Origin of the sequence: Caulobacter sp. DWR3-1-2 (assembly GCF_049896225.1) — a bacterium.
GTDB lineage: Bacteria > Pseudomonadota > Alphaproteobacteria > Caulobacterales > Caulobacteraceae > Caulobacter.
The window spans coordinates 274,757-296,983 of the sequence record NZ_JAFCTW010000001.1; the positions used below are offsets into that span (position 1 = coordinate 274,757).

At 67.3% G+C, this 22,227-nt stretch carries 16 protein-coding genes and 1 pseudogene; 11 read left to right on the top strand and 6 right to left on the bottom strand.

Going from position 1 to position 22,227, the window contains the following annotated elements:
* Positions 1–22 precede the first annotated feature (22 nt).
* Positions 23–128 (top strand): annotated as a pseudogene (locus tag ACP696_RS01295) (hypothetical protein).
* A 26-nt stretch (positions 129–154) separates the two neighbouring features.
* Positions 155–640 (top strand): glycosyltransferase, encoded by a 486-nt coding sequence (locus ACP696_RS01300; RefSeq protein ID WP_426011600.1) that lies wholly within the window; start codon positions 155–157, stop codon positions 638–640.
* A 230-nt stretch (positions 641–870) separates the two neighbouring features.
* Here ACP696_RS01300 and ACP696_RS01305 read toward each other — a convergent pair whose 3' ends face one another.
* Together ACP696_RS01305 and ACP696_RS01310 are read right to left on the bottom strand one after the other, a co-directional pair.
* Complete coding sequence (locus ACP696_RS01305; RefSeq protein ID WP_426011599.1) at positions 871–2,418, bottom strand: lytic transglycosylase domain-containing protein; 1,548 nt, start codon at positions 2,416–2,418, stop codon at positions 871–873.
* 80 nt (positions 2,419–2,498) lie between these two features.
* Positions 2,499–3,320 carry a uracil-DNA glycosylase gene (locus ACP696_RS01310; RefSeq protein ID WP_426011598.1) on the bottom strand — a complete coding sequence of 274 codons (822 nt, stop codon included), beginning with the start codon at positions 3,318–3,320 and terminating at the stop codon, positions 2,499–2,501.
* Positions 3,321–3,494: 174 nt separating this feature from the next.
* Here ACP696_RS01310 and ACP696_RS01315 point away from each other — a divergent pair, with 174 nt between their 5' ends.
* From ACP696_RS01315 to ACP696_RS01325, 3 genes are all read left to right on the top strand, one after another.
* Positions 3,495–5,168, top strand: a complete 1,674-nt coding sequence (locus ACP696_RS01315; protein ID WP_426011831.1) for an electron transfer flavoprotein-ubiquinone oxidoreductase — start codon at positions 3,495–3,497, stop codon at positions 5,166–5,168.
* An 87-nt stretch (positions 5,169–5,255) separates the two neighbouring features.
* Positions 5,256–6,977, top strand: a complete 1,722-nt coding sequence (locus ACP696_RS01320) for a tetratricopeptide repeat protein (protein ID WP_426011597.1) — start codon at positions 5,256–5,258, stop codon at positions 6,975–6,977.
* Positions 6,978–7,038: 61 nt separating this feature from the next.
* On the top strand, positions 7,039–7,920 hold the full coding sequence (locus ACP696_RS01325; RefSeq protein WP_426011596.1) for a 4-(cytidine 5'-diphospho)-2-C-methyl-D-erythritol kinase: 882 nt from the start codon (positions 7,039–7,041) through the stop codon (positions 7,918–7,920).
* Positions 7,921–8,085: 165 nt separating this feature from the next.
* On the opposite strand, the gene ACP696_RS01330 is transcribed toward ACP696_RS01325, so the two are convergent.
* Both ACP696_RS01330 and ACP696_RS01335 read right to left on the bottom strand, forming a co-directional pair.
* Positions 8,086–9,621: an ammonium transporter gene (locus tag ACP696_RS01330; RefSeq protein ID WP_426011595.1), complete on the bottom strand. Its 1,536-nt coding sequence runs from the start codon at positions 9,619–9,621 to the stop codon at positions 8,086–8,088.
* 27 nt (positions 9,622–9,648) lie between these two features.
* Positions 9,649–9,987, bottom strand: coding sequence for a P-II family nitrogen regulator (locus ACP696_RS01335; RefSeq protein ID WP_007665036.1), 339 nt, complete (start codon positions 9,985–9,987; stop codon positions 9,649–9,651).
* Positions 9,988–10,395: 408 nt separating this feature from the next.
* Between ACP696_RS01335 and ACP696_RS01340 the strand changes: the two genes are divergently transcribed.
* The 3 genes from ACP696_RS01340 (at position 10,396) to glyS (ending at position 13,966) form a co-directional block, all read left to right on the top strand.
* Positions 10,396–10,785, top strand: coding sequence for a hypothetical protein (locus tag ACP696_RS01340; protein ID WP_426011594.1), 390 nt, complete (start codon positions 10,396–10,398; stop codon positions 10,783–10,785).
* 99 nt (positions 10,786–10,884) lie between these two features.
* Entirely contained in the window at positions 10,885–11,796 is a 912-nt protein-coding gene (locus ACP696_RS01345) for a glycine--tRNA ligase subunit alpha (protein WP_426011593.1), read from the top strand.
* Positions 11,797–11,800: 4 nt separating this feature from the next.
* A complete protein-coding gene (glyS, locus tag ACP696_RS01350) occupies positions 11,801–13,966 on the top strand; it encodes a glycine--tRNA ligase subunit beta (RefSeq protein ID WP_426011592.1) in 2,166 nt (721 codons plus the stop codon).
* Positions 13,967–14,026: 60 nt separating this feature from the next.
* Here glyS and ACP696_RS01355 read toward each other — a convergent pair whose 3' ends face one another.
* On the bottom strand, positions 14,027–15,841 hold the full coding sequence (locus ACP696_RS01355; protein ID WP_426043380.1) for a methyl-accepting chemotaxis protein: 1,815 nt from the start codon (positions 15,839–15,841) through the stop codon (positions 14,027–14,029).
* Between the two features lie 320 nt (positions 15,842–16,161).
* Here ACP696_RS01355 and ACP696_RS01360 point away from each other — a divergent pair, with 320 nt between their 5' ends.
* The 3 genes from ACP696_RS01360 (at position 16,162) to ACP696_RS01370 (ending at position 20,798) form a co-directional block, all read left to right on the top strand.
* Entirely contained in the window at positions 16,162–17,238 is a 1,077-nt protein-coding gene (locus ACP696_RS01360; RefSeq protein ID WP_426043381.1) for a carbohydrate porin, read from the top strand.
* Between the two features lie 273 nt (positions 17,239–17,511).
* The gene (ppdK, locus tag ACP696_RS01365) at positions 17,512–20,211 is read left to right on the top strand and encodes a pyruvate, phosphate dikinase (RefSeq protein ID WP_426030997.1); all 2,700 of its coding nucleotides are present in this window, start codon (positions 17,512–17,514) and stop codon (positions 20,209–20,211) included.
* A 44-nt stretch (positions 20,212–20,255) separates the two neighbouring features.
* Entirely contained in the window at positions 20,256–20,798 is a 543-nt protein-coding gene (locus ACP696_RS01370; RefSeq protein WP_426030995.1) for a GlcG/HbpS family heme-binding protein, read from the top strand.
* On the opposite strand, the gene ACP696_RS01375 is transcribed toward ACP696_RS01370, so the two are convergent.
* A complete protein-coding gene (locus ACP696_RS01375; RefSeq protein ID WP_426011587.1) occupies positions 20,795–22,135 on the bottom strand; it encodes an Hsp70 family protein in 1,341 nt (446 codons plus the stop codon). The two genes, ACP696_RS01370 and ACP696_RS01375, sit on opposite strands and share 4 nt — an antisense overlap.
* Between the last annotated feature and the right edge of the window lie 92 nt (positions 22,136–22,227).

Sequence of the window (22,227 nt, forward strand, 5' to 3'; positions counted from 1 at the left end):
TTGTGCGTCCTTCGAGGCTCGCCTGCGGCTCGCACCTCAGGATGAGGTAAGTAGGTTGCTTTTGAGTTCCTCATCCTGAGGCGCCCGCGCAGCGGGCCTCGAAGGACGCACGGCGCCCCTTGACCTAAGCCCCGCAATCGCCTGAACCAGCCCCATGATCTCCGTCGTCCTGCCCACCCACAACAGCGCCGCGCGCCTGATCCAGGTCCTGACCCTGCTGGTGCCCGCCGCGGTCGATGGCTTGGTCAAGACCGTGATCTTCGCCGACGCCGGCTCCACCGACGCCACCCTCGACATCGCCGAGGACAGCGGCGCGCGGGTGGTCACGGTGCAGGGCGACGCCGGGACACGGCTGGCGGCCGGCTGCGCGGCGGCCACGAGCGCCTGGATCCTGGCCCTCGGGGAGGACCTGACCCTACCGGAAGCCTGGCGCGTGCCCGTCGAGGCGCATCTGGCCGGCGGCGGCGGCAAGCCCGCGTTCGTCGCCGCGCCGGGGCCTCTGGGCCTGCCGGGACGGCCGCTGGCGGTGCTGGTCAAGCTGGAGGCCGTCGAGGCGGCTGGCGGGTTCAAGCCGGGTGGTAATCCCCTAAAGGCCTTACTGAGGCGGCTGAAGCCTAAGGCCCTACGACTCCGGGTGTAGAGGCGGCCGCGAATCCCTCTCTCTTTGAGAGAGGGAGGGGCCCGCCGCCGGAGGCGGTGGGAGGGTGAGAGGTTACACACTCGCCGATCGGAGCACCGTTGGGAGGGCTCCCGCTGTGTCGCAGATCGCTCCATAAAGGAGCGACCCCTCAATTGCAGACTCAACGGTAGAAATCGGGATTTCCCGGCTAACGGTGAAACCTCTCACCCTCACACCGCTCCGTGGCGGCCCTACTGATCCAGCCGAAAATCGATCACCCGAGCCCCGCTGGCCGCCGCGTCCAGGGTCCTCGTCTCGGCCCCCATCAGCTTGCGATAGGTCCAGTACGAGGCCATGACCTTCTCGACATAGTTGCGGGTTTCCAGGGCCGGCAGGCTCTCGATCAACATCAGCGGGTCACAGTCGGCGCCGCCCAGCTGGCCTTGGGCCTTGAGCAGGGCGCCCGGACCGCCATTATAGGCCGCCACGGCGCGGAACAGGTCGGGGCTCTGCAGGCCCCTGTCCATCAGCCAGGTGAAATAGTCCTGGCCGACCCGCAGGTTGAAGCCCGGGTCGAGCAGCGGGCTGTTGTCGGCCAGCAGCTTGTCGTCGCCGGCCGCGCGGGCCGCAGCGATCGGCATCAGCTGCATCAGGCCCACGGCGCCGGAGCCCGACACGGCATAGGGGTCAAAGCGGCTCTCCTGGCGCACCAGGGCGTAGACCATGGCCTTGTCGATGGTGAAGCCGCCCTTGGGCTCCAGCAGGGGCAGGGGATAGTCCTCGCCGCCGACCCGGCCGGCGGGGCGACCCGCATTGAGCGGGGCCTTCTCGTTGAGCGCCAGGGTCAGGGCGGTCCAATCGCCCCGCGCCTTGTCGCTGGCCAGGGAAAGGCCGGCGCGCAGTTCCTGGCCGGCTTCGCTCCAGCGGCCGATCTGGGCCAAGGCGGCGGCGCGGCGGGCGCGGGGATCGGCGGTCAGCAATCGGCCCAGAGAGGCGACGTCCGGGCCGTCGTAGGACACTTTCGTCAGCAGCGCGGCGATCGGGTCGTCCTGGGCCAACTGCTGGCCGGCCATCGACAGCTGGCGGGCGGCGATCATGCCGTAGAAGGTCTGGGGCGCACGGGCTGCGGCGCTCAGCAGGTCCTCGACGTCGCCGGTCTGGCCGTTGGACGCCGCGGAACGCGCCGCCCAGAACGACGCGGCCGAGCGCAGCCACTCGTCCTGCTTGTCGTCATTGGCGACCCGCTCGAAATAGGTGCGGGCCTGGGCATAGGCCTGCAGGCGGAAGGCGGCCAGGCCGGCGATCCAGGGTTCGCCCGCGCCCTGGGCCAGGCTGAGGGCACTCTTCACGTCGCCGGAATAGTAGGCCTCACGCGCTGCACGGGACTTGTCGGCCGGGGCGGGGCCCTTGGCGCTGGCCACGAACAGGGCGGGCGCCCGAGGCGCGGCGACCTTGACCGGCTTGCGCTTGACCGCGAGGGCATAGACCCGGTCGGCCCCGGCCTGATCGCCATAGGCGTCGATCCAACCGGTCAACTCATCGTAGCTGGCGGCATAGGCGCGCGGGTGCATGACCTTGGAAAATTCGAGGCGGCCGGTCAGGCTCTTGTCGCGGGTGTTGGCCAGGGCGGCCTCGGCGGCGTCGAAGTCGCCGTGGTCGGAGGCGGCGAAGGCGGCGCGGTAGTGGCGGGCGTCGCTTTCGGACAGCGGCTCAAGCGACGACGCGTGCGCGCCGAACGCCGCCACGACACCAATCACGAAGGCCGACAAAACGGCCAGAGGGCGAGCTAGAAGCTGCAAAGCGTTTCCGCGCCTGACCTCCGAAGAGGCCCCCCACGCGTCCCCAAAAGCTGGCCGTGTCCAACTGGCCCCCTGAGTCTCTAGTTGGGACGGTGCGGGCGATCAAGCCTCTCACTGAGCATAAGCATGTCGATCCAGGCCTTTTTCTTGGCGGCCGGCTGCCGCAACAGGAACGCCGGATGCAAGGTGGGCAGGGCCGGAAGCTCGGTTCGGCCGTCGCTGGAGGTCCATTCGAACCACCGACCGCGCAGCGACAAAATGCCCTCGTCGCGACTGAGGATGCTCTTGGCCGAGGCTCCGCCGACCAGCAGCAGCATCTTCGGTTGCACCAATTCGATGGCCCTTTCGAGGAACGGCGCGCAGGCGGCCTGTTCTTGGGGGGTCGGCGTGCGGTTTCCCGGCGGCCGCCAGAACACGGTGTTGGTGACGAAGGCGCGGTCCAACAGGCCCGCAGCCTTCAGCATGCGGTCCAATAGCTGGCCCGCCTTGCCGACGAACGGCGCGCCTTGCGCATCCTCGTCGGCGCCAGGCGCTTCGCCAATGACCATCAGGGGGGCGTCAACGGGACCGCGCGACACCACGGCCTGGCGCGCGCCTTGGGTTTTCAGCGGGCAGCCGTCAAACGCGGCGATGGCAGCGGCCAGGGCGGGCAGGTCGTTGCAGGCGCCAGCCAGGGCCTTGGCCTGGGTGACGACCGTGTCGAGGTCCGGCCCGCGTCCGAAGGCTGGCGCGGCGATGGGCGCGACGGCGACGGGGGGCGCGGGCTCGCGACGGGCCCGCAGCATCGCCGCGCCCTCGGCCAGGCGGTCGATCGGTTCGTCGGCGTACGAGGCCTCGACACCCGCATCGGCCCAGAAGGCGAGCAGGCTTTCCACGGCGCGCGGATCGACGGCGAGGTCCATGCCTTCATCTTAGTACGAACTTTCGAACGTCGCCACGGTCACGCCGCGCTGCATCGCAGCAATAGACGCGCGTTTATTCTTGACCACCCCGGCGTCACGTCCCGATAAGCTTCGACTCAAACAGCAAGAACGCGGGCAGCGTGCGCCCGCACGGGAGACCCCATGAGCGAAGAGCTGAGCCCAGAGCTCGAACGCGAGTCGATGGAATATGACGTGGTCATCGTCGGCGGTGGTCCGGCCGGCCTGTCGGCGGCCATCAAGCTGAAGCAAATGGCGGCTGCGGCCGGAACCGAGGTCTCGGTGGCGGTGCTGGAGAAGGGCTCCGAGGTCGGCGCCCACATTCTGTCGGGCGCGGTCATCGACCCCAGGGGCCTGGCCGAGCTGTTCCCCGACTGGAAGGCCTTGGGCGCGCCGCTGGAAACGCCGGTCACCAAGGATGTCTTCCGTGTGCTGGGTCCGTCAGGCGACATCGCCCTGCCGATGTTCGCCCTGCCGCCGTTCATGCACAATGACGGCTGCTACATCGCCTCCCTGGGTAACCTGTCGCGCTGGCTGGCGACCCAGGCCGAGGAACTGGGCGTCGAGATCTATCCGGGGTTCGCGGCCTCCGACACGGTCTGGAATGATGACGGCTCGCTGAAGGGCGTGATCGTCGGCGTGGTGGGCATCGCCAAGGACGGCCGCCACAAGGGCGACTATCAGCCGGGCATGGAGCTGCACGGCAAATATGTGTTCATCGCCGAGGGTGTGCGCGGCTCGCTCGCCAAGCAGCTGATCAACAAGTTCGACCTGGCGGCCGGCAAGTCGCCGCAGAAGTTTGGCCTGGGCATCAAGGAGCTGTGGCAGGTGCCGCCCGAGAAGCACCAGCCGGGCCTGGCCGAGCACACCACGGGCTGGCCTCTGGACCAGACGACCGGCGGCGGCAGCTTCATGTACCATTTCGGCGATAACTACGTGTCCATCGGCTATGTGGTGCACCTGAACTACAAGAACCCCTGGCTGTCGCCGTTCGACGAATTCCAGCGCTTCAAGCACCATCCCTCGGTCAAGCCGCACCTGGAAGGCGGCAAGCGCATCGCCTATGGCGCGCGGGCCATCACCGAGGGCGGTTATCAGTCGGTGCCCAAGCTGACCTTCCCCGGCGGAGCGCTGATCGGCTGCTCGGCCGGCTTCGTCAATGTGCCGCGCATCAAGGGCAGCCACAACGCCATCAAGACCGGCATGTTGGCCGCCGAGGCCGCGTTCGCGGCGCTGGGCGCGGGCCGGGCCAGCGACGAGTTGGTCGCATACCAGACCGCCTATGAGAACTCGTGGGTCGCCAAGGAACTGAAGGTCGTCCGCAACGCCAAGCCGCTGATCGGCAAGCTGGGCACGACCCTCGGCGGCGCGGTCAGCATGTTCGACATGTGGGTGACCCACCTGACCGGCGGCTTCTCGTTCTTCGGCACGATGAAGCACGAGAAGACCGACGCGGAGTCGACGGGCCTGGCCAAGGACTACAAGCCGCTGGTCTATCCCAAGCCGGACGGCGTGATCAGCTTCGACAAACTGAGCTCGGTGTTCATCTCGGCCACCAATCACGAGGAAGACCAGCCGGCCCACCTGAAGCTGAAGGACCCGTCGATCCCGATCGCCGTGAACCTGCCCAAGTACGGCGAACCCGCCCGGCTCTACTGCCCGGCGGGCGTCTATGAGGTGCTCTACAACGAGCAGGGGACCGATCCGCGCTTCCAGATCAACGCCCAGAACTGCGTCCACTGCAAAACCTGCGACATCAAGGATCCGTCGCAGAACATCGTCTGGACCACGCCCGAAGGCGGCGGCGGGCCCAACTATCCGAACATGTAAGCGCAAGGCGCGGTCCGATCGCCCGGACCGCGCCTTTTTCTTAGCGCCATTCTTGCGGCGACGCGGGAAAGCGATGAGGGTGCGGACATGATACGTGTGAAGCTGCTTCTCGCCTTGGTCTCGGTCTCCGCCCTGACTGCCTGCGCCACGACAACACCCGCGCCCACGCTGCGTGGAAAGGTCTCCAGCAGCGCCGGCTGGGGCGAGTCGCGCTCGGCCTATGGTCAGTTCCTGGCCGGCCAAGCCGCCTTGCAAAGCGGGGCCAGCGGTCAGGCCGCCAGCTATTTCGACGAGGCCCTGCAACTGGGCGATGACCCTGGGGTGATCGGCGAACGCGCCTTTACCGCGGCCCTCCTGGCCGGCGACGTTCAACGGGCCGCGACGATCGCGCCCCATGGACCCGACACCAACGAAAACGCCCGGCGCCTGGGCGCCCTGACCCAGGCGATCGATCTGCTGGCCCAGGGCAAGGGGCGCGACGCCAAGGCGCTGTTGCAGGCCCAGACCATCGGCTTTCCGCATCGTCCCGCCGTGGTCCTGCTGGCGCCCTGGCTGGCGGCCGCGACGGGCGATACCGACGGCGCGGTGACTCGCCCGGAACTGCAGGGTGATCGCTTCGTGCAGTTCTTCGGCCAGCTGAGCCAGGCCAAGCTCTATGAGCGGGCCAAGCGCTATGACGAGGCCGAGACCGACTACAAGGCCCTGATGGCGGTGGAGCCCGTGCGGGCCTTGTTCATGCTCGACTACGGCGAGTTCCTGGAACGGCGCAAACGCGCCGCCGACGCCGTGATGCTGTACGACTCGGGCCTCGCCATTGACGCGACCGACCAGGGCCTGATCCGGGCCCGGGCGCGGGCCGTGGCGCGCGGCGGCCCGCCGGCAATGGACACGGTGCGTCAGGGCGCCGCCCACGTGCTGGTGGCCTGCGCGGCCACCTTCGCCAGCGAGCACCAGAGCCAGTTCAGCCTGGCCTATCTGCGCCTGGCCTTGCGGCTGGACCCCAAGCGCGACGACGCCTGGCTGCTGGTCGGCGAGATGCTCGCCCAGGATGATGACGAAACCGGCGCGCGCGAGGCCTATGCCAAGGTGCCGGCGGGCTCGACCCGCTATGTCGCCGCCCAGACCAAGCTGGCCTGGAGCTACCAGACCGCAGGTGACAAGACCAAGGCGATCGCCGTGGCCCAGCAGGCCGCCGCCGCCGCCCCGACCGATCGCGACGCCCAGGTCGGCTATGCCGACGTGCTGCGCGCCAACGAACGCTGGGCAGAAACCGTGGCGGTGCTGGACCCGCTGATCGTCGCCGAGGCCGCCAAGCCCGATTGGCGGCTTCTCTACATGCGCGGCATCGCCCTGGAGCGCGCCAACCGCTGGAGCGACTCCGAACGCGATCTGCGCGCGGCCCTGGCGCTCAGCCCCAACGAGCCCGACCTGCTGAACTATCTGGGCTATTCGTGGATCGACCGCGGCGAACGCCTGCCCGAGGCCATCGCCATGGTCCAGAAGGCCGTCGAGGCCCGGCCGCAGTCGGGCGCGATGCTCGACTCCCTGGGTTGGGGCTATTACCGCCAGGGCGACTTCAAGACCGCCGTGGCCAAGCTGGAACAGGCTGTTGAGCTAGAGCCGGGCGATCCGGACGTCAACGGCCACCTGGGCGACGCCTATTGGCGCATCGGACGCACGGTCGAGGCCCGTTACCAGTGGCAGCGCGTGCTCAGCCTGGAGCCGGACGAGAAGCAGAAGCTGGACGCCGAGGCCAAGCTGAAGAACGGCTTGAACGGTCCACCGGCCAAGATCGCCTCGACGCGGTAGCGCTGCTTCGGCCACGCGGATACATCGGGTTCCGACGATAAAGTCTCTTCAAGGTCCCGCCATGCGCCTCGACGCCTTTGCCCCGGCCAAGGTCAACCTGTTCCTGCATGTCGGCGGCCCCGACGCAGCGGGCTATCATCCGATCTCCAGCCTGATGGTGTTCGCCGATGTCGGCGACACGGTCAGCCTGCAGCCGGCCGACGCTCTGAGCTTTGAGACCACCGGCCGGTTTGGCGGCGACATTCCCGTGGACGATGGCAACCTGGTGGTCCGCGCCGCCACCGCGCTGCGCGCCAAGCTCGGCGGGCCCACACCCCCGTTCCGCCTGCTGCTCGACAAGGCGTTGCCGATCGCCGCCGGTCTGGGTGGCGGCTCCAGCGACGCGGGCGCCGCGCTGCGGCTACTGCGCGACGCCCTGGCGCCGGGCCTCTCCGACGCCGACCTCGAAGCGGTCGCCGGAAGTCTCGGCGCGGACGGCGCGGCCTGCCTGTGGGGCGCGCCGGTCATCGCCCAGGGACGGGGAGAGCGCCTGTCGCCCGCGCCCGTCCTGCCGGCGCTCAACGCCGTGCTGGTCAATCCCTTGATCCCGTCGCCGACCGGCGCGGTCTACCGCGCCTATGACGCCGCCGTGGCGGCGCAGGGCGAGGCCATGCCGCCGCTGCTCGACGGGCTGGAGAGCGTCGAGGAGGTCAGCGCCTGGCTGGCCGGCTATACCCGCAACGACCTGCAGGCGCCCGCCGTCGCCCTGGAGCCGCGCATCGGCCAGGTGCTGGACCTGTTGGCCGACGAGCCCGAGACCCTGCTGGCCAGGATGTCCGGTTCTGGCGCCACCTGTTTCGCGCTGTGCGCTGGCGACATCGAAGCCGAGGGCCTGGCCGAGCGCATCGAACAGATGCGGCCCGACTGGTGGGTCAAGCGCTGCCGCCTCGGCGGGCCGTTCTAGGCTGGGGACATGCGCTTGCGCGTGTCCCCAAAAGCCGCCTTGCCTTTGCTGGGGACACGCACAAGTGCGTGTCCCCAGCCGGGCCGCCCGAAGCGTACCCATCCATAGAAAAGGCCCGGAAGCCGAAGCTTCCGGGCCCTTCTTCTGTCTTTCCGAACCTCAGCCTTAGCTATGGTAGGCGCGTTCGCCGTGCTCGGAGATGTCCAGGCCTTCTTCCTCGGCGTCCGGCGAAGCGCGGATGCCCATGATCAGCTTGATGATCAGGAAGACGATGATCGAGGCGACCAGCGACCAGACGACGGTGACGCCGACGGCCTTTAGTTGCGACATCATCTGGGTTCCCAGGCTGTAGACCGCGTTGTCGCAGGTCGAGATGTCGCCGTCCTTGGCGCAGGTGGTGTAATCGACCACGCCGGCGCCGCCCCAGGCGGGGTTGACCAGCAGGCCGGTAGCCAGGGCGCCGACGATGCCGCCGATGCCGTGGATGCCGAAGGCGTCCAGGCTGTCGTCATACTTGAAGGCGTTCTTCACGACCGAGCAGAAGAAGATGCAGATCGGCGAGACGACCAGGCCCAGGACGATGGCGCCCATCGGGCCGGCGAAACCGGCGGCGGGCGTGACAGCGACCAGGCCGGCCACCAGACCCGAAGCCAGGCCCAGGGCCGACGGCTTCTTCTTGGTGACCCACTCGACGACGATCCAGGACAGACCTGCGGCGGCGGTGGCGACGAAGGTGTTGATCATGGCCAGCGAGGCCAAGCCGTTGGCTTCCAGGTTCGAACCGGCGTTGAAGCCGAACCAACCCACCCACAGCAGACCGGCGCCCACGAGGGTCAGGGTCAGGGAGTGCGGCGGCATCGGTTCCTTGCCGTAGCCCTGGCGCTTGCCCAGGATCAGGGCGCCGACCAGAGCGGCCATGCCGGCATTGATGTGCACCACGGTGCCGCCGGCGAAGTCCAGAGCGCCGAAGCCCCAGCTCAGACCGGCCTTGATCGGGTCGGTCGGGTGCAGGGCGATGGCGTCAGGACCCGGCCACCACCAGACCATGTGGGCGATCGGGTAGTAGGAGAGCAGCGGCCACAGGACGGCGAACACCACCATGGCCGAGAACTTGAAGCGCTCGACCAGCGACCCGACGACCAGGGCGGCGGTGATCGCGGCGAAGGTCGACTGGAAGACGATGTAGGTGAACTCGGGGATCACGACGCCGGTCGAGAAGGTGGCGACCATGCTCGACGGGGTCACGCCCTTCAGGAACAGGCGATCAAGACCGCCGACAAACAGGTCCCACGACCCGCCGCTGGTGAAGGCGAAGCTGTAGCCCCAGAACACCCAGGCCAGGATGCCGATGATGCCGACGGTCGAGACCTGCATCATGGTCGACAGCATGTTCTTCGAGCGGACCAGGCCGCCGTAGAACAGGGCCAGGCCCGGAATGATCATCAGCAGGACGAGCAGGGACGAGACGAGCATCCAGGCGTTGTCGCCCTTGTCCATCTTGTCGGTGATGGTCGCGGCGGCGGCGGGAGCCGGAGCGGCGACTGGCGCGGCGACCGGAGCCGGCGTGGCCTCGGCGGGCGCGGCGGCGGCCGGCGCGGCCTCCTGAGCGAAGGCGACGGCCCCTAGCGGAGCCCCCGCCAGGGTCGCGGCGAGCAACAGTCCGGCCAGCGGTTTGCCAAAAAGCATCTTTGTGATTTTCATCGTTGGTATCCCCTTTTCCCCGATGATTTACAGAGCGGCCGGGCCGGTTTCACCGGTCCGGATGCGAACAGCTTCCTCGACATTGAGGACGAAGATCTTGCCATCGCCGATCTTGCCCGTGGCCGCCGCGGCCTTCACGGCCTCGACCGCCTTGGCCGCCGAAGCGTCGTCGACGACGGCTTCCAGCTTCACCTTGGGCACGAAGTTCACTTGATATTCGGCGCCGCGATAGATCTCGGTTTGGCCCTTCTGACGTCCGTAGCCCTTGACCTCGGACACCGTCAGGCCCTCGACGCCGGCGGCGACTAGCGCCTCCCGGACCTCGTCGAGCTTGAAGGGTTTGACGATCGCTATGATCAGTTTCATCCGCCTTGCTCCGACCCGCCGACTTCGCGGGTTCCCCTTGAATTGGTTTTAGAGCGCGTTGCTCACTTGCACCGCGACGAAGGCTCCTAGGAGCCGCCATCGTTTTCCCCGGCCGATGCACGCTATCGGTCGCGCTTCCGACATCACCGTCGCGCGGTAGGGTTTTGGAAACGAAAGGAAGGCGGCGCCCGAAAATTAGGCGCCGAGAGCGCGGGACGCTTGCAAAGGTGGCGTTTCGGCCGGCGATCCGGCCTCCGATCGGAGCTGTCGCGTTACCCATACAATCAGCGGCTTCAAACCAAATCGCGTCGAGCCCACCGAGCCCGCAGATCACGAGCCCGTGACGGGCGCAACGGAAGGTGGGGCTGGAACGCTGTTCAGGCTGGATTTCCCAGAAGGACGAGCCCGATGTTTATACGTCTTGCTACCGCCACCGCCGCCCTGGCGCTGATGTCCGGTGTTGCCGTGGCCCAGTCCACCGCGCCCCAAGCCATACCGGTCAATCCCGATTCGACCGCAGCCGCCCCGGCCGACCAGACCATGCCCGCCGCCGATCCCTCGGCCGCCACCATGACGCCGACCGATCCGACCGCCACCACCGCGCCCGCCGCGACGGGCATGGCGAGCGACACCGCCGGCCGCGTCTCGTCCATGCCGGCCGAGCAACAGGCGACGCTGAAGGCCGGCGACGCCAACGTCACCTCCAACCCGCCGGTGGCCGACACGCCCGAGAACCGCAAGCTCTACGGCAAGCCGATGTCGAACGCCGGCAAGCGCTCGGCCGCCAAGGGCAACTAGGCCTTTCGAGGGTCTCGAACTCAGCTTGAAGCGAAAGTCGGCGGGCCCTAAGGTCCGCCGACTTTTTTCTGGCCCAGATTCCAGGCGCGTTCGGACCTCATGCCCGCTGAAAAACCCCAAGAAAAGCCCAGGTCTTTCCAAAGCCTGATCCTGACGCTCCATGACTATTGGAGCGCCCAGGGCTGCGTGATCCTGCAACCGCACGACGTCGAGGTGGGCGCCGGCACCCTTCACCCCGCCACAGTCCTGCGCGCCCTCGGTCCCAAGCCGTGGAACGCGGCCTATGTCCAGCCCTCACGGCGTCCGGGCGATGGCCGCTATGGCGAAAACCCCAACCGCCTGCAGCACTATTACCAGTACCAGGTGATCCTCAAGCCGAACCCGCCGAACATGCAGGACCTGTATCTCGGCTCGTTGGAAGCCATCGGCCTCGACCTGCGCATCCACGATATCCGCTTCGTCGAGGACGACTGGGAAAATCCCACCGTCGGGGCCTGGGGCCTGGGCTGGGAAGTCTGGTGCGACGGCATGGAGGTCAGCCAGTACACCTACTTCCAGCAGGTGGGCGGCCTGGACGTCTCGCCGGTGGCCGGTGAGCTGACCTATGGCCTGGAGCGCCTGGCCATGTACGTATTCGGCGTCGACAACGTCTATGACCTGCCGTTCAACGACCCCAACGCGCCCCTGGGTCACCTGACCTATGGCGACGTGTTCCTGGAGAACGAGCGCCAGCAGTCGGAAGCCAATTTCCACGGCTATGACGTGGCGGTGCTCAAGTCGCAGTTCGAGCAGATGGAACAGCAGGCGCCGCTGATGCTGGCCCGCTCCTATCAGGGCAAGTCTCTGGTGCTGCCCGCCTATGACATGGTCCTCAAGGCCAGCCACCTTTTCAACCTGATGAACGCCCGCGGCGCGATCGCCGTCGCCGAGCGCGCCTCCTACATCGGCCGCATCCGCGACCTCTGTAAGATGTGCGCCAGCGCCTGGGTCGAGCAGCAGGAAGCCGCGTAGTCCGATGCCCCAACTCCTTCTCGAACTGTTCTCCGAAGAGATCCCCGCCCGCATGCAGACGCAGGCGGCCCGTGACCTGGAGCGGATGGCGCGCGAGCATCTGGCCGCCGCCGGCTTTTTACCGGAGGCCCTGAAGACCTTCGCCGGCCCCCGCCGCCTGACCCTGGTGGTCGAGGGGCTGCCGATCGCCCAGGCCGACCGCAAGGAAGAGCTGAAGGGCCCCCGCGTCGGCGCTCCGCCCCAGGCCCTGGAAGGCTTCCTGCGCAAGGCGGGCCTGACCCAGGACCAATTGGTGGAGCGCGACGGCGTCTGGATGGCCTTCCTCGAGAAGACCGGCCGCCCGACCCCCGACATCGTCGCCGAGATGGTGGAAGCGATCGTCCGCGGCTTCGCCTGGCCAAAGTCGATGACCTGGGGCAGCGGCAAGCTGCGCTGGGTGCGACCGTTGAAGCGCATCCTGTGCGTCTTCGATCGCGAGATCGTGCCGTTCGCCATCGAGGGTATCGAGAGCGGCGACATCACCGAGGGGCACCGCTTCATGCGCGTTGGCCAAGGCTGGGGCGGCCAGCCGTTCAAGGTTCGCGACTTCGACGAATACGCCAAAGGCTTGCTGGACCACTTCGTCGTGCTCGACGTCGAGGAGCGCAAGGCGCGCATCCTGGAAGGCTGCAAGACGCTCTGCTTCGCGCGTAATCTCGAACTGGTCGAAGACCAGGGACTTCTGGAAGAAGTCGCCGGTCTGGCCGAATGGCCGACCCCGGTGCTGGGCGACATGGACCCGGCGTTCCTCGACCTGCCGGCCGAGGTGATCCGCACCTCGATGCGCACTCACCAGAAGTATTTCGCGGTCCGCGACCCGGCGACCGGCGGCCTGGCCCCGCACTTCATCACCATCGCCAACGTCCAGTCGGCCGACGGCGGCAAGGTGATCGCCGAGGGCAACGCCAAGGTGCTGTCCTCGCGGCTGTCGGACGCCCGGTTCTTCTGGGACGAGGACGTCAAGGTCGGCTTCGCGCCGTGGCTGGAGAAGCTGAACGGCGTGACCTTCCACGCCAAGCTGGGGACCATGGCCGAACGCGTCGAGCGCATCGTCGCCCTGGCCCGCGAGATCGCGCCCCTGGTCGGCGCCGATCCGGACAAGGCCGCCGAGGCCGCGCGACTGGCCAAGGCCGACCTTGTGTCGCAGATGGTCGGCGAGTTCCCCGAACTGCAGGGCCTGATGGGTGGCTACTACGCCCGCGCCGCCGGCCTGGACCCCGAAATCGCCGACGCCATCCGCGACCACTACAAGCCGCAAGGGCCTTCGGACGCCGTCCCGACAGCGCCGCTGAGCGTGGCCGTGGCATTGGCGGACAAGCTGGACACGCTGGTGAGCTTCTGGGCGATCAACGAAGTGCCTACCGGTTCGAAGGATCCTTATGCACTGCGTCGCGCGACGCTTGGGGTGGCACGGCCCGTTATCGAAAACAATGTGCGCCTACCTTTGCGTGTTCTCCTCGCAAAGCATGCTCGTCTCCTCTTCGATCGTGGAGTCGACCCTTCTTTCTGGGAAGGCCATGCCAAGCTAATGGCAGGTCGTGTCGAAGGGCATGAACTCGTCTATGAGCGTGCAGTTGAGACACCGGAAGTCTCGCTTGCGGGACATCTATTAGCGTTCTTCGCTAGCCGCCTGGCAGTGATGCTCCGTGACCAAGGCAAGCGCCACGATCTCGTCGACGCGGTGTTCGCGCCCATAAACGGGAAAGCCGATGACGACCTGGTGCGCATCGTCGCCCGGGTCGAGGCGCTGGACGGGTTCCTCAAGACCGACGACGGCAAGAACCTGCTGGCCGGCTACAAGCGCGCCTCCAACATCCTCAAGGCCGAGGAGAAGAAGGGCTGGAAAGCCGAGGGCGGCCGCGACCTGCTGGACGACGCCTCGGCCCCTGAAGTGCAACTTCACGACGCCCTGCGCCTGGTCGAACCTGCCCTGGCCACGGCCCTGGCGCGCGAGGACTTCACCGCCGCCATGCAGGAACTGGCCGGCCTGCGCGGTCCGGTCGACGCCTTCCTCGACGGCGTGTTCGTCAATTCCGAGGTGGCCGCCGAGCGCGACAACCGGCTGAAGACGCTGGCCGCCGTGCGGGACGCCATGGGCAAGGTGGCCGACTTCTCGCTGGTTGGCGGGTAGATCAACTCACCTGGCAACCGTCAGCCCGGGCATTGCGCCCGGAACAAGGTTTGAGAGGGTTTAGGCGCGGCGGCGCGCCGGGGTTTCGCGCTCGCTGTCGCTGGTGCGGAACTGGCTGACCAGCGACACCAACTGCGCCGTCTCGCCCTTCAGCGAATGAGTCGCGGCGGTGGCCTGTTCGACCATGGCGGCGTTCTGCTGCACCACCTGGTCCATGTGGTTGACCGCGATATTGACCTCGTTAAGGCCCGAGGCCTGTTCCTGGCTGGAGGCCGAGATGCCGCGCACAAGGTCGTCGATGGCGGCGACGCGGCCAACGATGCGGCTGAGCGCTTCGCCGGTCTGGCCCACCAGATCGACGCCGGCCCCGACCTGCTGCGAGGAGGTCGAGATCAGGGTCTTGATCTCCTTGGCCGCCTCGGCCGAGCGTTGAGCCAGGGCCCGCACTTCCTGGGCCACGACCGCGAAGCCGCGACCGGCGTCGCCAGCCCGGGCGGCTTCGACGCCGGCGTTCAGCGCCAGCAGGTTGGTCTGGAAGGCGATCTCGTCGATCACGCCAATGATCTGGGTGATCTGGCGCGAGCTGTCCTCGATCGCGCCCATGGCCTTGACGGCCTGACCGACCACCTCGCCGGAGCGTTCGGCTTCGGTGCGGGCCGAGGACACCTCGACGGTGGCGCGCTGGGCGCCGTCGGCGGTCTGGCGCACGGTGGCGGCGATCTCGTCGAGGGCGGCTGCGGTTTCCTCCAGGCTGGCGGCCTGCTGCTCGGTGCGGCGCGACAGGTCGTTGGACGCGTGGGCAATCTCATCGGTGCCGGAACCGATCTGGCCGGCCACGTCGGAAATGGTGCGGATGGCCTCTTCCAGCCCAGCGGCGGCGGCGTTGAAGTCGCTCTTGAGGGCGGCGTAGTCGCTGGCCACCTGAGCGGCGATGCGGGTCGACAGGTCGCCGCTGGCCAGGCTGGACAGGCCCTTGGCCATGATCTCGACGACGGCCTGTTGTTCGCGGCCGGCTAGTTCGAAGGCGGCCTCCATGTCCTTGAGCTTCTTGTCCAGTTCCTGCTGGAAGCCGGCGGCCTGGACCTCGAGACGGGCCCGCTCCAGGCCCGACTGGCGGAACACCTGGACGCTCTTGGCCATCTCGCCGATCTCGTCGGCGCGGTCCGCGCCCGAGACGGTGATGTCGTTCTGGCCCGCCGCCATGCGACGCATGTCGCCAGCCAGTTCCAGCACGGGGCGGACGATGGCGGCGCGCGACATGACGATCAGGATTGCGGCGAAGATGATGCCCGCCAGCACGGCGGCGCTCATCAGGATCTCTGAGAAGGCGCCGACCTTCTGGGCGCGCTGGGTCGAGGCGTTCGAGGCCGCCTCGATCTTGTCCGAAGCGCTGTTCATCGCGCCTTCCAGCGTGGTGAACTGCGTCATAAAGCCCGGCATGGCCGCGATGGCTTGCACGCGATCGGCGCCGGCCAAGGCGACCATCTGGGTCGCCGACTTGACGTAGGTGTCGAGCGGAGCCTTCAGATCGGCCAAGGCCGCGCGACTGGCCGGATCGGTGGCCAGGGCGTCATTGTCGGCGATCGCCTTGCGGAAGATCGCGGTGTGCTCGGTGAGATCCTTGCGGACGTCGGCGATCTGGATGCCCGATCCCGCGTCACCGGCCAATTGGCTCGACAGGACGTCGGCGCGCAGGGCGTCGTGCATCATGTCGGCCTCCATATGGTTGCGCAGGACTCCAGCCGACGCGTTGGCTTCTCGCAGCGCGTCGTCCAGCCGCGTGGTGGACCATAGGCCCGCGCCCGCGCCGGCCGTGCACAGCACCATGACAGCCGCGCCCGCGGCTATCACCTTTTGGTTGATCGTCCGAAGCATTTCGAGGTTCCGCATCCTTGTGAGATCCGGCGTACCTTCGGCCAGTTAGATTAACGACATCTTCAAAGGCGTCGAGTCCCACCTATAATGTTGGTAACTGCCGGCAAGTGAGGCAAAAAGCCGCGCCTCGGGAATTTAATAGGCGGTTCAAGCCTCAGGTTTATTTTGAATGATTGAAACGGGGTCCCGCCATGAGTTTATTTAGACCTATACTACGTGGCGTAGCATGGTTCTCTGCTGCGCTGTTCATGGCAGGGGCGGGGGCGGGGCCGTCGGCGATGGCGCAAACGGTTGCCAGACAAGGCGCATGGTCCCACGAGGTGACCTATACCGCCGACGTCACCGGCGCCGTGAAGGGCGGCGCGGCGCGCGCGGGCAAGGCGCTGGACAATCTTGACGTGATCCTCGATGGCGACCTGGAAAAGCTCCTGGGTTGGCGCGGTGCAACCCTTCACGCCTACCTGCTAAACAACAGCGGCGGCGCGCCCAACGACGTGGCGGGCACGCTGCAGGGCATCGACAATATCGAGGTCGGTCGGCCCCGGACTCGGCTCTACGAGCTTTGGCTGAAGACTGGCTTCGCCGATGGCAAGGGATCGGCCCTGACGGGTCTCTACGACCTCAACAGCGAGTTCTATTCGACCGAGGCCTCGGGCCTGCTTCTGGCCCCGCCGTTCGGGATCGGCTCGGAGTTCGCGTCCACCGGTCCCAATGGTCCGTCGATCTTTCCGTCCACAGCCCTGGCCGTGCGGGTGCGGCTTGAGGGCGAGCAAGGACGCTATGTCCAGGCCGCCGCGCTGAACGCCGAGGCCGGCACGGTGGGTGATCCCGAGGGGCCGTCCACGAAGTTCGACAACGGCGCGATCCTGATTGCCGAAGCGGGGATCGGCGCCAGTTGGCGTGTCGCGGCCGGCGCCTGGTTCTATACCCGCCGCCAACCGGACCTGCGTAACCTGGACATCAACGGTGACCCGGCCCTCAGCAAGGCCCACGGCGGCTACGTGCTGGCGGAATATCCGTTCGTCGACGGCGGAGAGACTGGCCGGTCGGTTCGCGGCTTCGCCCGCATCGGCCTGTCGGATGGCGACACCACCCCGTTCAACTCGGGTTGGCAGGCAGGTGTGCTGGTGGAACGGGTCTTCGCCTCGCGCCCTGACAGCGCCTTCTCGGTGGGGATGGAGCAGGGGAGGCTGTCGACGAAGCAACGCGACAACACACACGACCAAGGCCTCGTCCCGGCCGACGCAGAATCGAGCCTTGAGATCACCTATTCCGACAAGATCACGCCGCGAATCACCCTGCAGCCCGACCTGCAGGTCATTCGCCGGGCCGGCGGCGATCGCGGCGCCGCGAACGTGGTGGTGATGGCGCTGCGCATGACGGTCACCCTGTTCTAGCGGTGACTCCATTCCGCAGACTCACATCTGTTTTCGAGACGCCGGGCCGACGCGCAAAACTCAATCAGGACAACGTTGTCATTGGAAGAATTTGCCGAAATTTCCGTTTAGACTGCGTTATGCAAACCGCCGGTGGACGCGTTCTTTGACAAGATGCTAGTGAACGCCCGGATATTGCAGTGCGGGATGGGCGTTTACGCTTTTTGTCCCAGGCCAGGACGGTTCCGATAGAGGACCGCCGGTTATTTTCACTTATCGCAGGGTGAACCAGAGATGCCGGTTGATACGCTGACCAAGACGCAGTGGGTCTATTCGTTCGGAGGAGGCGGCGCGGACGGCGACGCCAAGATGAAGAACTTGCTGGGGGGCAAGGGCGCCAATCTCGCCGAGATGTCGTCCCTGGGTCTGCCTGTGCCGCCAGGCTTCACGGTGACGACCGAGGCCTGCGTCCACTACTACGCCAACGGCAAGCAGTATCCAGGCGAGCTGACAGATCAGCTCAACGCCGGTCTCGCGACGGTGGAAAAGCTCACGGGCAAGAGCTTCGGCGACGTGAAGAACCCGCTCCTGGTCTCGGTGCGCTCGGGCGCGCGCGCCTCGATGCCGGGCATGATGGACACCGTCCTCAACCTGGGCCTGAACGACGAGACCGTCGAGGGCCTGGCCATCCTGTCGGGCGATCGCCGCTTCGCCTATGACAGCTATCGCCGCTTCATCCAGATGTACTCGAACGTGGTGCTCGACCTGGAGCACCACCTGTTCGAGGAGATCCTCGATGACCACAAGGACCGTCTGGACATCAGGGTCGACACCGCTCTGACCGCCGATGACTGGGCCGCAGTGATCAAGGACTACAAGGCCGCCGTGCACGACGCGCTTGGCAAGCCCTTCCCGCAGGATGTCCAGGAGCAGCTATGGGGCGCGATCGGCGCGGTGTTCGCCAGTTGGATGAACGACAGGGCCAAGTTCTATCGCCGCATGCACGACATCCCCGAGGCCTGGGGCACAGCCGTCAACATCCAGTCGATGGTGTTTGGCAACATGGGCGAGACCTCGGCCACCGGCGTGGCCTTCACCCGCAACCCGTCGAACGGCGACGCGCGCCTGTATGGCGAGTTCCTGATCAACGCCCAGGGCGAGGACGTGGTGGCCGGCATCCGCACGCCGCAGTCCCTGACCAAGGCCGCCCGCGAGGAGATGGGCGACACCGCCCCCTCGATGGAAGAGGCCATGCCGACCGTCTTCCAGCAGTTCAAGACCGTGGTCGAGACGCTGGAGCGCCACTATCGCGACATGCAGGACATCGAGTTCACGGTGGAGCAGGGCACGCTCTACATGCTGCAAACCCGCAGCGGCAAGCGCACGGCCAAGGCGGCGCTGAAGATCGCCGTCGACATGGCCGCCGAGGGCGTGATCTCACGCGACGAGGCGATCAACCGGGTCGAGCCGGCTTCGCTGGACCAACTGCTGCACCCGACCATTGACCCGACCGCCCATCGCGACGTGATCGCCAAGGGCTTGCCGGCCTCGCCGGGCGCGGCCACCGGCAAGATCGTCTTCGACAGCGCCGCCGCAGAAAAGGCCGCCGCCGCCGGTGAGAGCGTCATCCTGGTGCGCGAGGAAACCTCGCCCGAAGACATCCACGGCATGCACGCTGCCCGGGGCATCATCACCGCCCGGGGCGGCATGACCAGCCACGCCGCCGTCGTTGCGCGCGGCATGGGCCGGGCCTGTGTCTCCGGCGCTGGCGAGGTCGGCATCTTCCCTAAGGAGGCTCTGTTCCGGGTGCGCGGCCGCGAGTTCAAGGCCGGCGAGATCATCACCATCGACGGTTCGACCGGCGAAATCCTCAGCGGTTCGCCCAAGATGATCGAGCCGGAGCTGACCGGCGACTTCGCCACCCTGATGGTGTGGGCCGACGCCGCCCGCCGCATGAAGGTGCGCGCCAACGCCGAGACCCCGCTCGACGCCAAGACGGCCCGCCAGTTCGGCGCCGAGGGCATCGGCCTGTGCCGCACCGAGCACATGTTCTTCGACGACACCCGGATCGCCGCCGTTCGCGAGATGATCCTGGCCGATGACGAGGCCGGCCGTCGCGCCGCCCTGGCCAAGATCGCGCCCTTCCAGAAGGCCGATTTCGTCGAACTGTTCACGATCATGGAAGGCCTTCCGGTCACCATCCGCCTGCTCGATCCGCCGCTGCACGAGTTCCTTCCGCATACGGAAGAAGACGTCGTCGCGGTGGCCAAGGCCACCGGCCTGGACGCCGGTAAGCTGATGCAGCGGGCCAAGGAGCTGCATGAAACCAACCCCATGCTGGGCCATCGCGGCTGCCGTCTTGGCGTCTCCTATCCCGAGATCTACGAGATGCAGGTCCGGGCGATCATCGAGGCCGCCTGCGACATCGCCCGAGATGGGGCCAAGTCGGGCAAGACCGCGCCGATCCCCGAGATCATGCACCCGCTGGTCGCCAAGGGCGAGGAGATGAAGTACCTGCGCGACCTGACCGACCGCACCGCCAAGGCCGTGCTGGAAGAGCAGGGGATGACCATCGTCTACACGGTCGGCACCATGATCGAGCTGCCGCGCGCCGCCCTGCGGGCCGGCGACCTGGCCGCCAACGCCGAATTCTTCAGCTTCGGCACCAACGACCTGACCCAGACCACTTTCGGCATCAGCCGCGACGACGCCGGCAAGTTCCTGGGCGCCTATATCGACAAGGGCATCTTCGACAAGGACCCCTTCGTCTCGCTCGACCAGGAAGGCGTCGGTGACTTGATCCGCATCGCCGCCGAACGCGGTCGCGCGGCCCGTCCGGGGATCAAGATGGGCATCTGCGGCGAACACGGCGGCGATCCGGCCTCGATCACCTTCTGCGAAAGCGTGGGCCTGGACTACGTTTCCTGCTCGCCCTACCGCGTGCCGATCGCCCGGTTGGCGGCGGCGCAAGCGGCGCTGGCGAACAAGGGGTAGTTCACCTCAACCCTTCATCCCCCCCTGTTCGGGAGATGAAGGGCGTGGGTTACTTCGTTGCGATCATCTCCGAACTCCGTCATCCCTGTGAAAACCTGGGCGAGGAAGCGGTGATGACGCGGATGATGATCGCAGGCCTGCTGTTGGTCGCCACCCCAACCTTCGCCCAGACCCCAGGCGCCCTCGACCTCCCGCTCTCCATCGACCTCGCCCGCGCCGCCGTCGACGCCTGCGCCGCCAAGGGCCTGCCGGTCAGCGCCAGCGTGGTCGATGACAAGGGCAACCCGCTCGTCGTGCTGCGGTCGCCCGCCAGCCAAAAGCCGCCGATCGCCGCGCCGCGCAAGGCGGCGACCGCCGTGCAGTTCGATGCTCCTGGCTCCGAGATGGAGCCGCGCCAGAAAGCCGACCCCGCCTTCGCCGCCCTGATCGCCGCCGAGCCCGATCGCCTCAATCCGCACGGCGGCTCGCTGCCGCTGCACATCGACGGCAAGCTGGTCGGCGGCCTGGCCGTGGCCGACACCACCCACGAGGCGGCCGACGCCTGCGCGCGTGTGGCGCTGGCGAAGTTTGGTGACCGGTTGAACTAGGGCTTTACCCCCGCCCTCTCGCTCCACAGGTCCAAATCGCTCTCACGCCCGATCAGCGCCAGCCCTGAAGCGATGGACTCAAACTCCCCGCCGCTCTCGATCTTCGCCTCGCCGAACCGGCGCAGGAAGATGTCGCGCACCGCTGGCACGAACGAACTGCCGCCGGTCAGGAAGACGCGGTCCACGCCGTCGGGACCCAGGCCCGAACGCGCCAGCGCCTGATCAACGGCGCCTTCGATGGCCTTGAGCTCCGGGGCGATCCAGCCTTCGAAGTCCGACCGCTTCACCGCCTTCTCGATCAGCACCGAGCCGGCCTCGAAGCGGAACGTCGCCTCGTCATGGCTCGACAGCGCCTCCTTCAGCGCCGACACAGCGCGGTAGAGGGCGTAGCCGTGGTTGTCGTCCAGCACCTCGATCAGCCGGGCGATCTTTTCCGGCTCCATGGCCGTGCGCTCCAGGGCGCGGATGTCGCGCATGTCCTTGGAGGCCCGCAGCAGGGCCAACTGATCCCATCGGGCGAAGGCGGTGTAATAGCGTTGCGGGATCGGCAAGCGGTTGTCGAACGCGCGATAAAGGCTGCCCTTGCCCAGTTCTGGCGAGACCAGATGGTCGATGATCCGGTAATCGAAGGCGTCGCCGGCCACGCCGACGCCCGAGCGGGCGAGGGCCGTGGAGCGCAATGCTCCTCCGGACCGCTCGAACCGCACGATCGAGAAGTCGCTGGTGCCGCCGCCAAAGTCGGCAACCAGCACCGTGGCGTCCTGCGTCAGCTGGCGGGCGAAGAAGAACGCCGCCCCGACCGGCTCATAGGCATAGCGGATGTCGGTAAAGCCCAGGCGCGCAAAGGCCGCCTCGTAGCGCTGCAGGGCCAGGGCCTCGTTGGGGTTGCCACCGGCGAAGGTCACGGGCCGGCCGACGATGACGCGGGCGGGCAAGGCGCTCATGGCCGCGCCGCCGTGCTCCTTGAGCTTCAGCAGGAAGGCGGCCAGCAGGTCCTCGAACAGGTAGCGCTTGCTGAGGATCTTGGTCTCGGTGAAGGCAGCGCTGGCGGCGAAGGTCTTGAACGACTGGATGAATCGGGTCTCCAGCGGGTCCTCGACATAGGCCTCGATGGCCCAGGGGCCGGCCTCGACCACCCGTTCGTTCGGGCGCCCGTCGGTTCCCATCACCGCATGGAAACTCAAGGCCGAGCGGAAGGCGAAGATGTCGCCGTCCGTGGTCGGGAACCGCACCAGCGTGGCGGGTCCATCGCCCTGGGTCATCGAGACCACGGTGTTGGTCGTGCCGAAGTCGATACCGATCGTCGGGCCGATCGCCGGCGGGGAGGCGGACGTCATGGAGGGGAGCCTGGGCGGGAGGAGGCAGGGTTCCTAAACCCCCAGGCGCGCACGTCAAGCGTGGGCGCATGTTTGGGTCCGCAAACCGTTGA

Bases quoted from the DNA above. Each gene is read 5' to 3' on its own strand.
- ACP696_RS01300 (WP_426011600.1), top strand. From the start codon at position 155: ATGATCTCCGTCGTCCTGCCCACCCACAACAGCGCCGCGCGCCTGATC.
- ACP696_RS01310 (WP_426011598.1), bottom strand. From the start codon at position 3,320: ATGGACCTCGCCGTCGATCCGCGCGCCGTGGAAAGCCTGCTCGCCTTC.
- ACP696_RS01320 (WP_426011597.1), top strand. From the start codon at position 5,256: ATGATACGTGTGAAGCTGCTTCTCGCCTTGGTCTCGGTCTCCGCCCTG.
- ACP696_RS01325 (WP_426011596.1), top strand. From the start codon at position 7,039: ATGCGCCTCGACGCCTTTGCCCCGGCCAAGGTCAACCTGTTCCTGCAT.
- ACP696_RS01330 (WP_426011595.1), bottom strand. From the start codon at position 9,621: ATGAAAATCACAAAGATGCTTTTTGGCAAACCGCTGGCCGGACTGTTG.
- ACP696_RS01335 (WP_007665036.1), bottom strand. From the start codon at position 9,987: ATGAAACTGATCATAGCGATCGTCAAACCCTTCAAGCTCGACGAGGTC.
- ACP696_RS01340 (WP_426011594.1), top strand. From the start codon at position 10,396: ATGTTTATACGTCTTGCTACCGCCACCGCCGCCCTGGCGCTGATGTCC.
- ACP696_RS01345 (WP_426011593.1), top strand. From the start codon at position 10,885: ATGCCCGCTGAAAAACCCCAAGAAAAGCCCAGGTCTTTCCAAAGCCTG.
- glyS (WP_426011592.1), top strand. From the start codon at position 11,801: ATGCCCCAACTCCTTCTCGAACTGTTCTCCGAAGAGATCCCCGCCCGC.
- ACP696_RS01355 (WP_426043380.1), bottom strand. From the start codon at position 15,841: ATGCTTCGGACGATCAACCAAAAGGTGATAGCCGCGGGCGCGGCTGTC.
- ppdK (WP_426030997.1), top strand. From the start codon at position 17,512: ATGCCGGTTGATACGCTGACCAAGACGCAGTGGGTCTATTCGTTCGGA.
- ACP696_RS01375 (WP_426011587.1), bottom strand. From the start codon at position 22,135: ATGACGTCCGCCTCCCCGCCGGCGATCGGCCCGACGATCGGTATCGAC.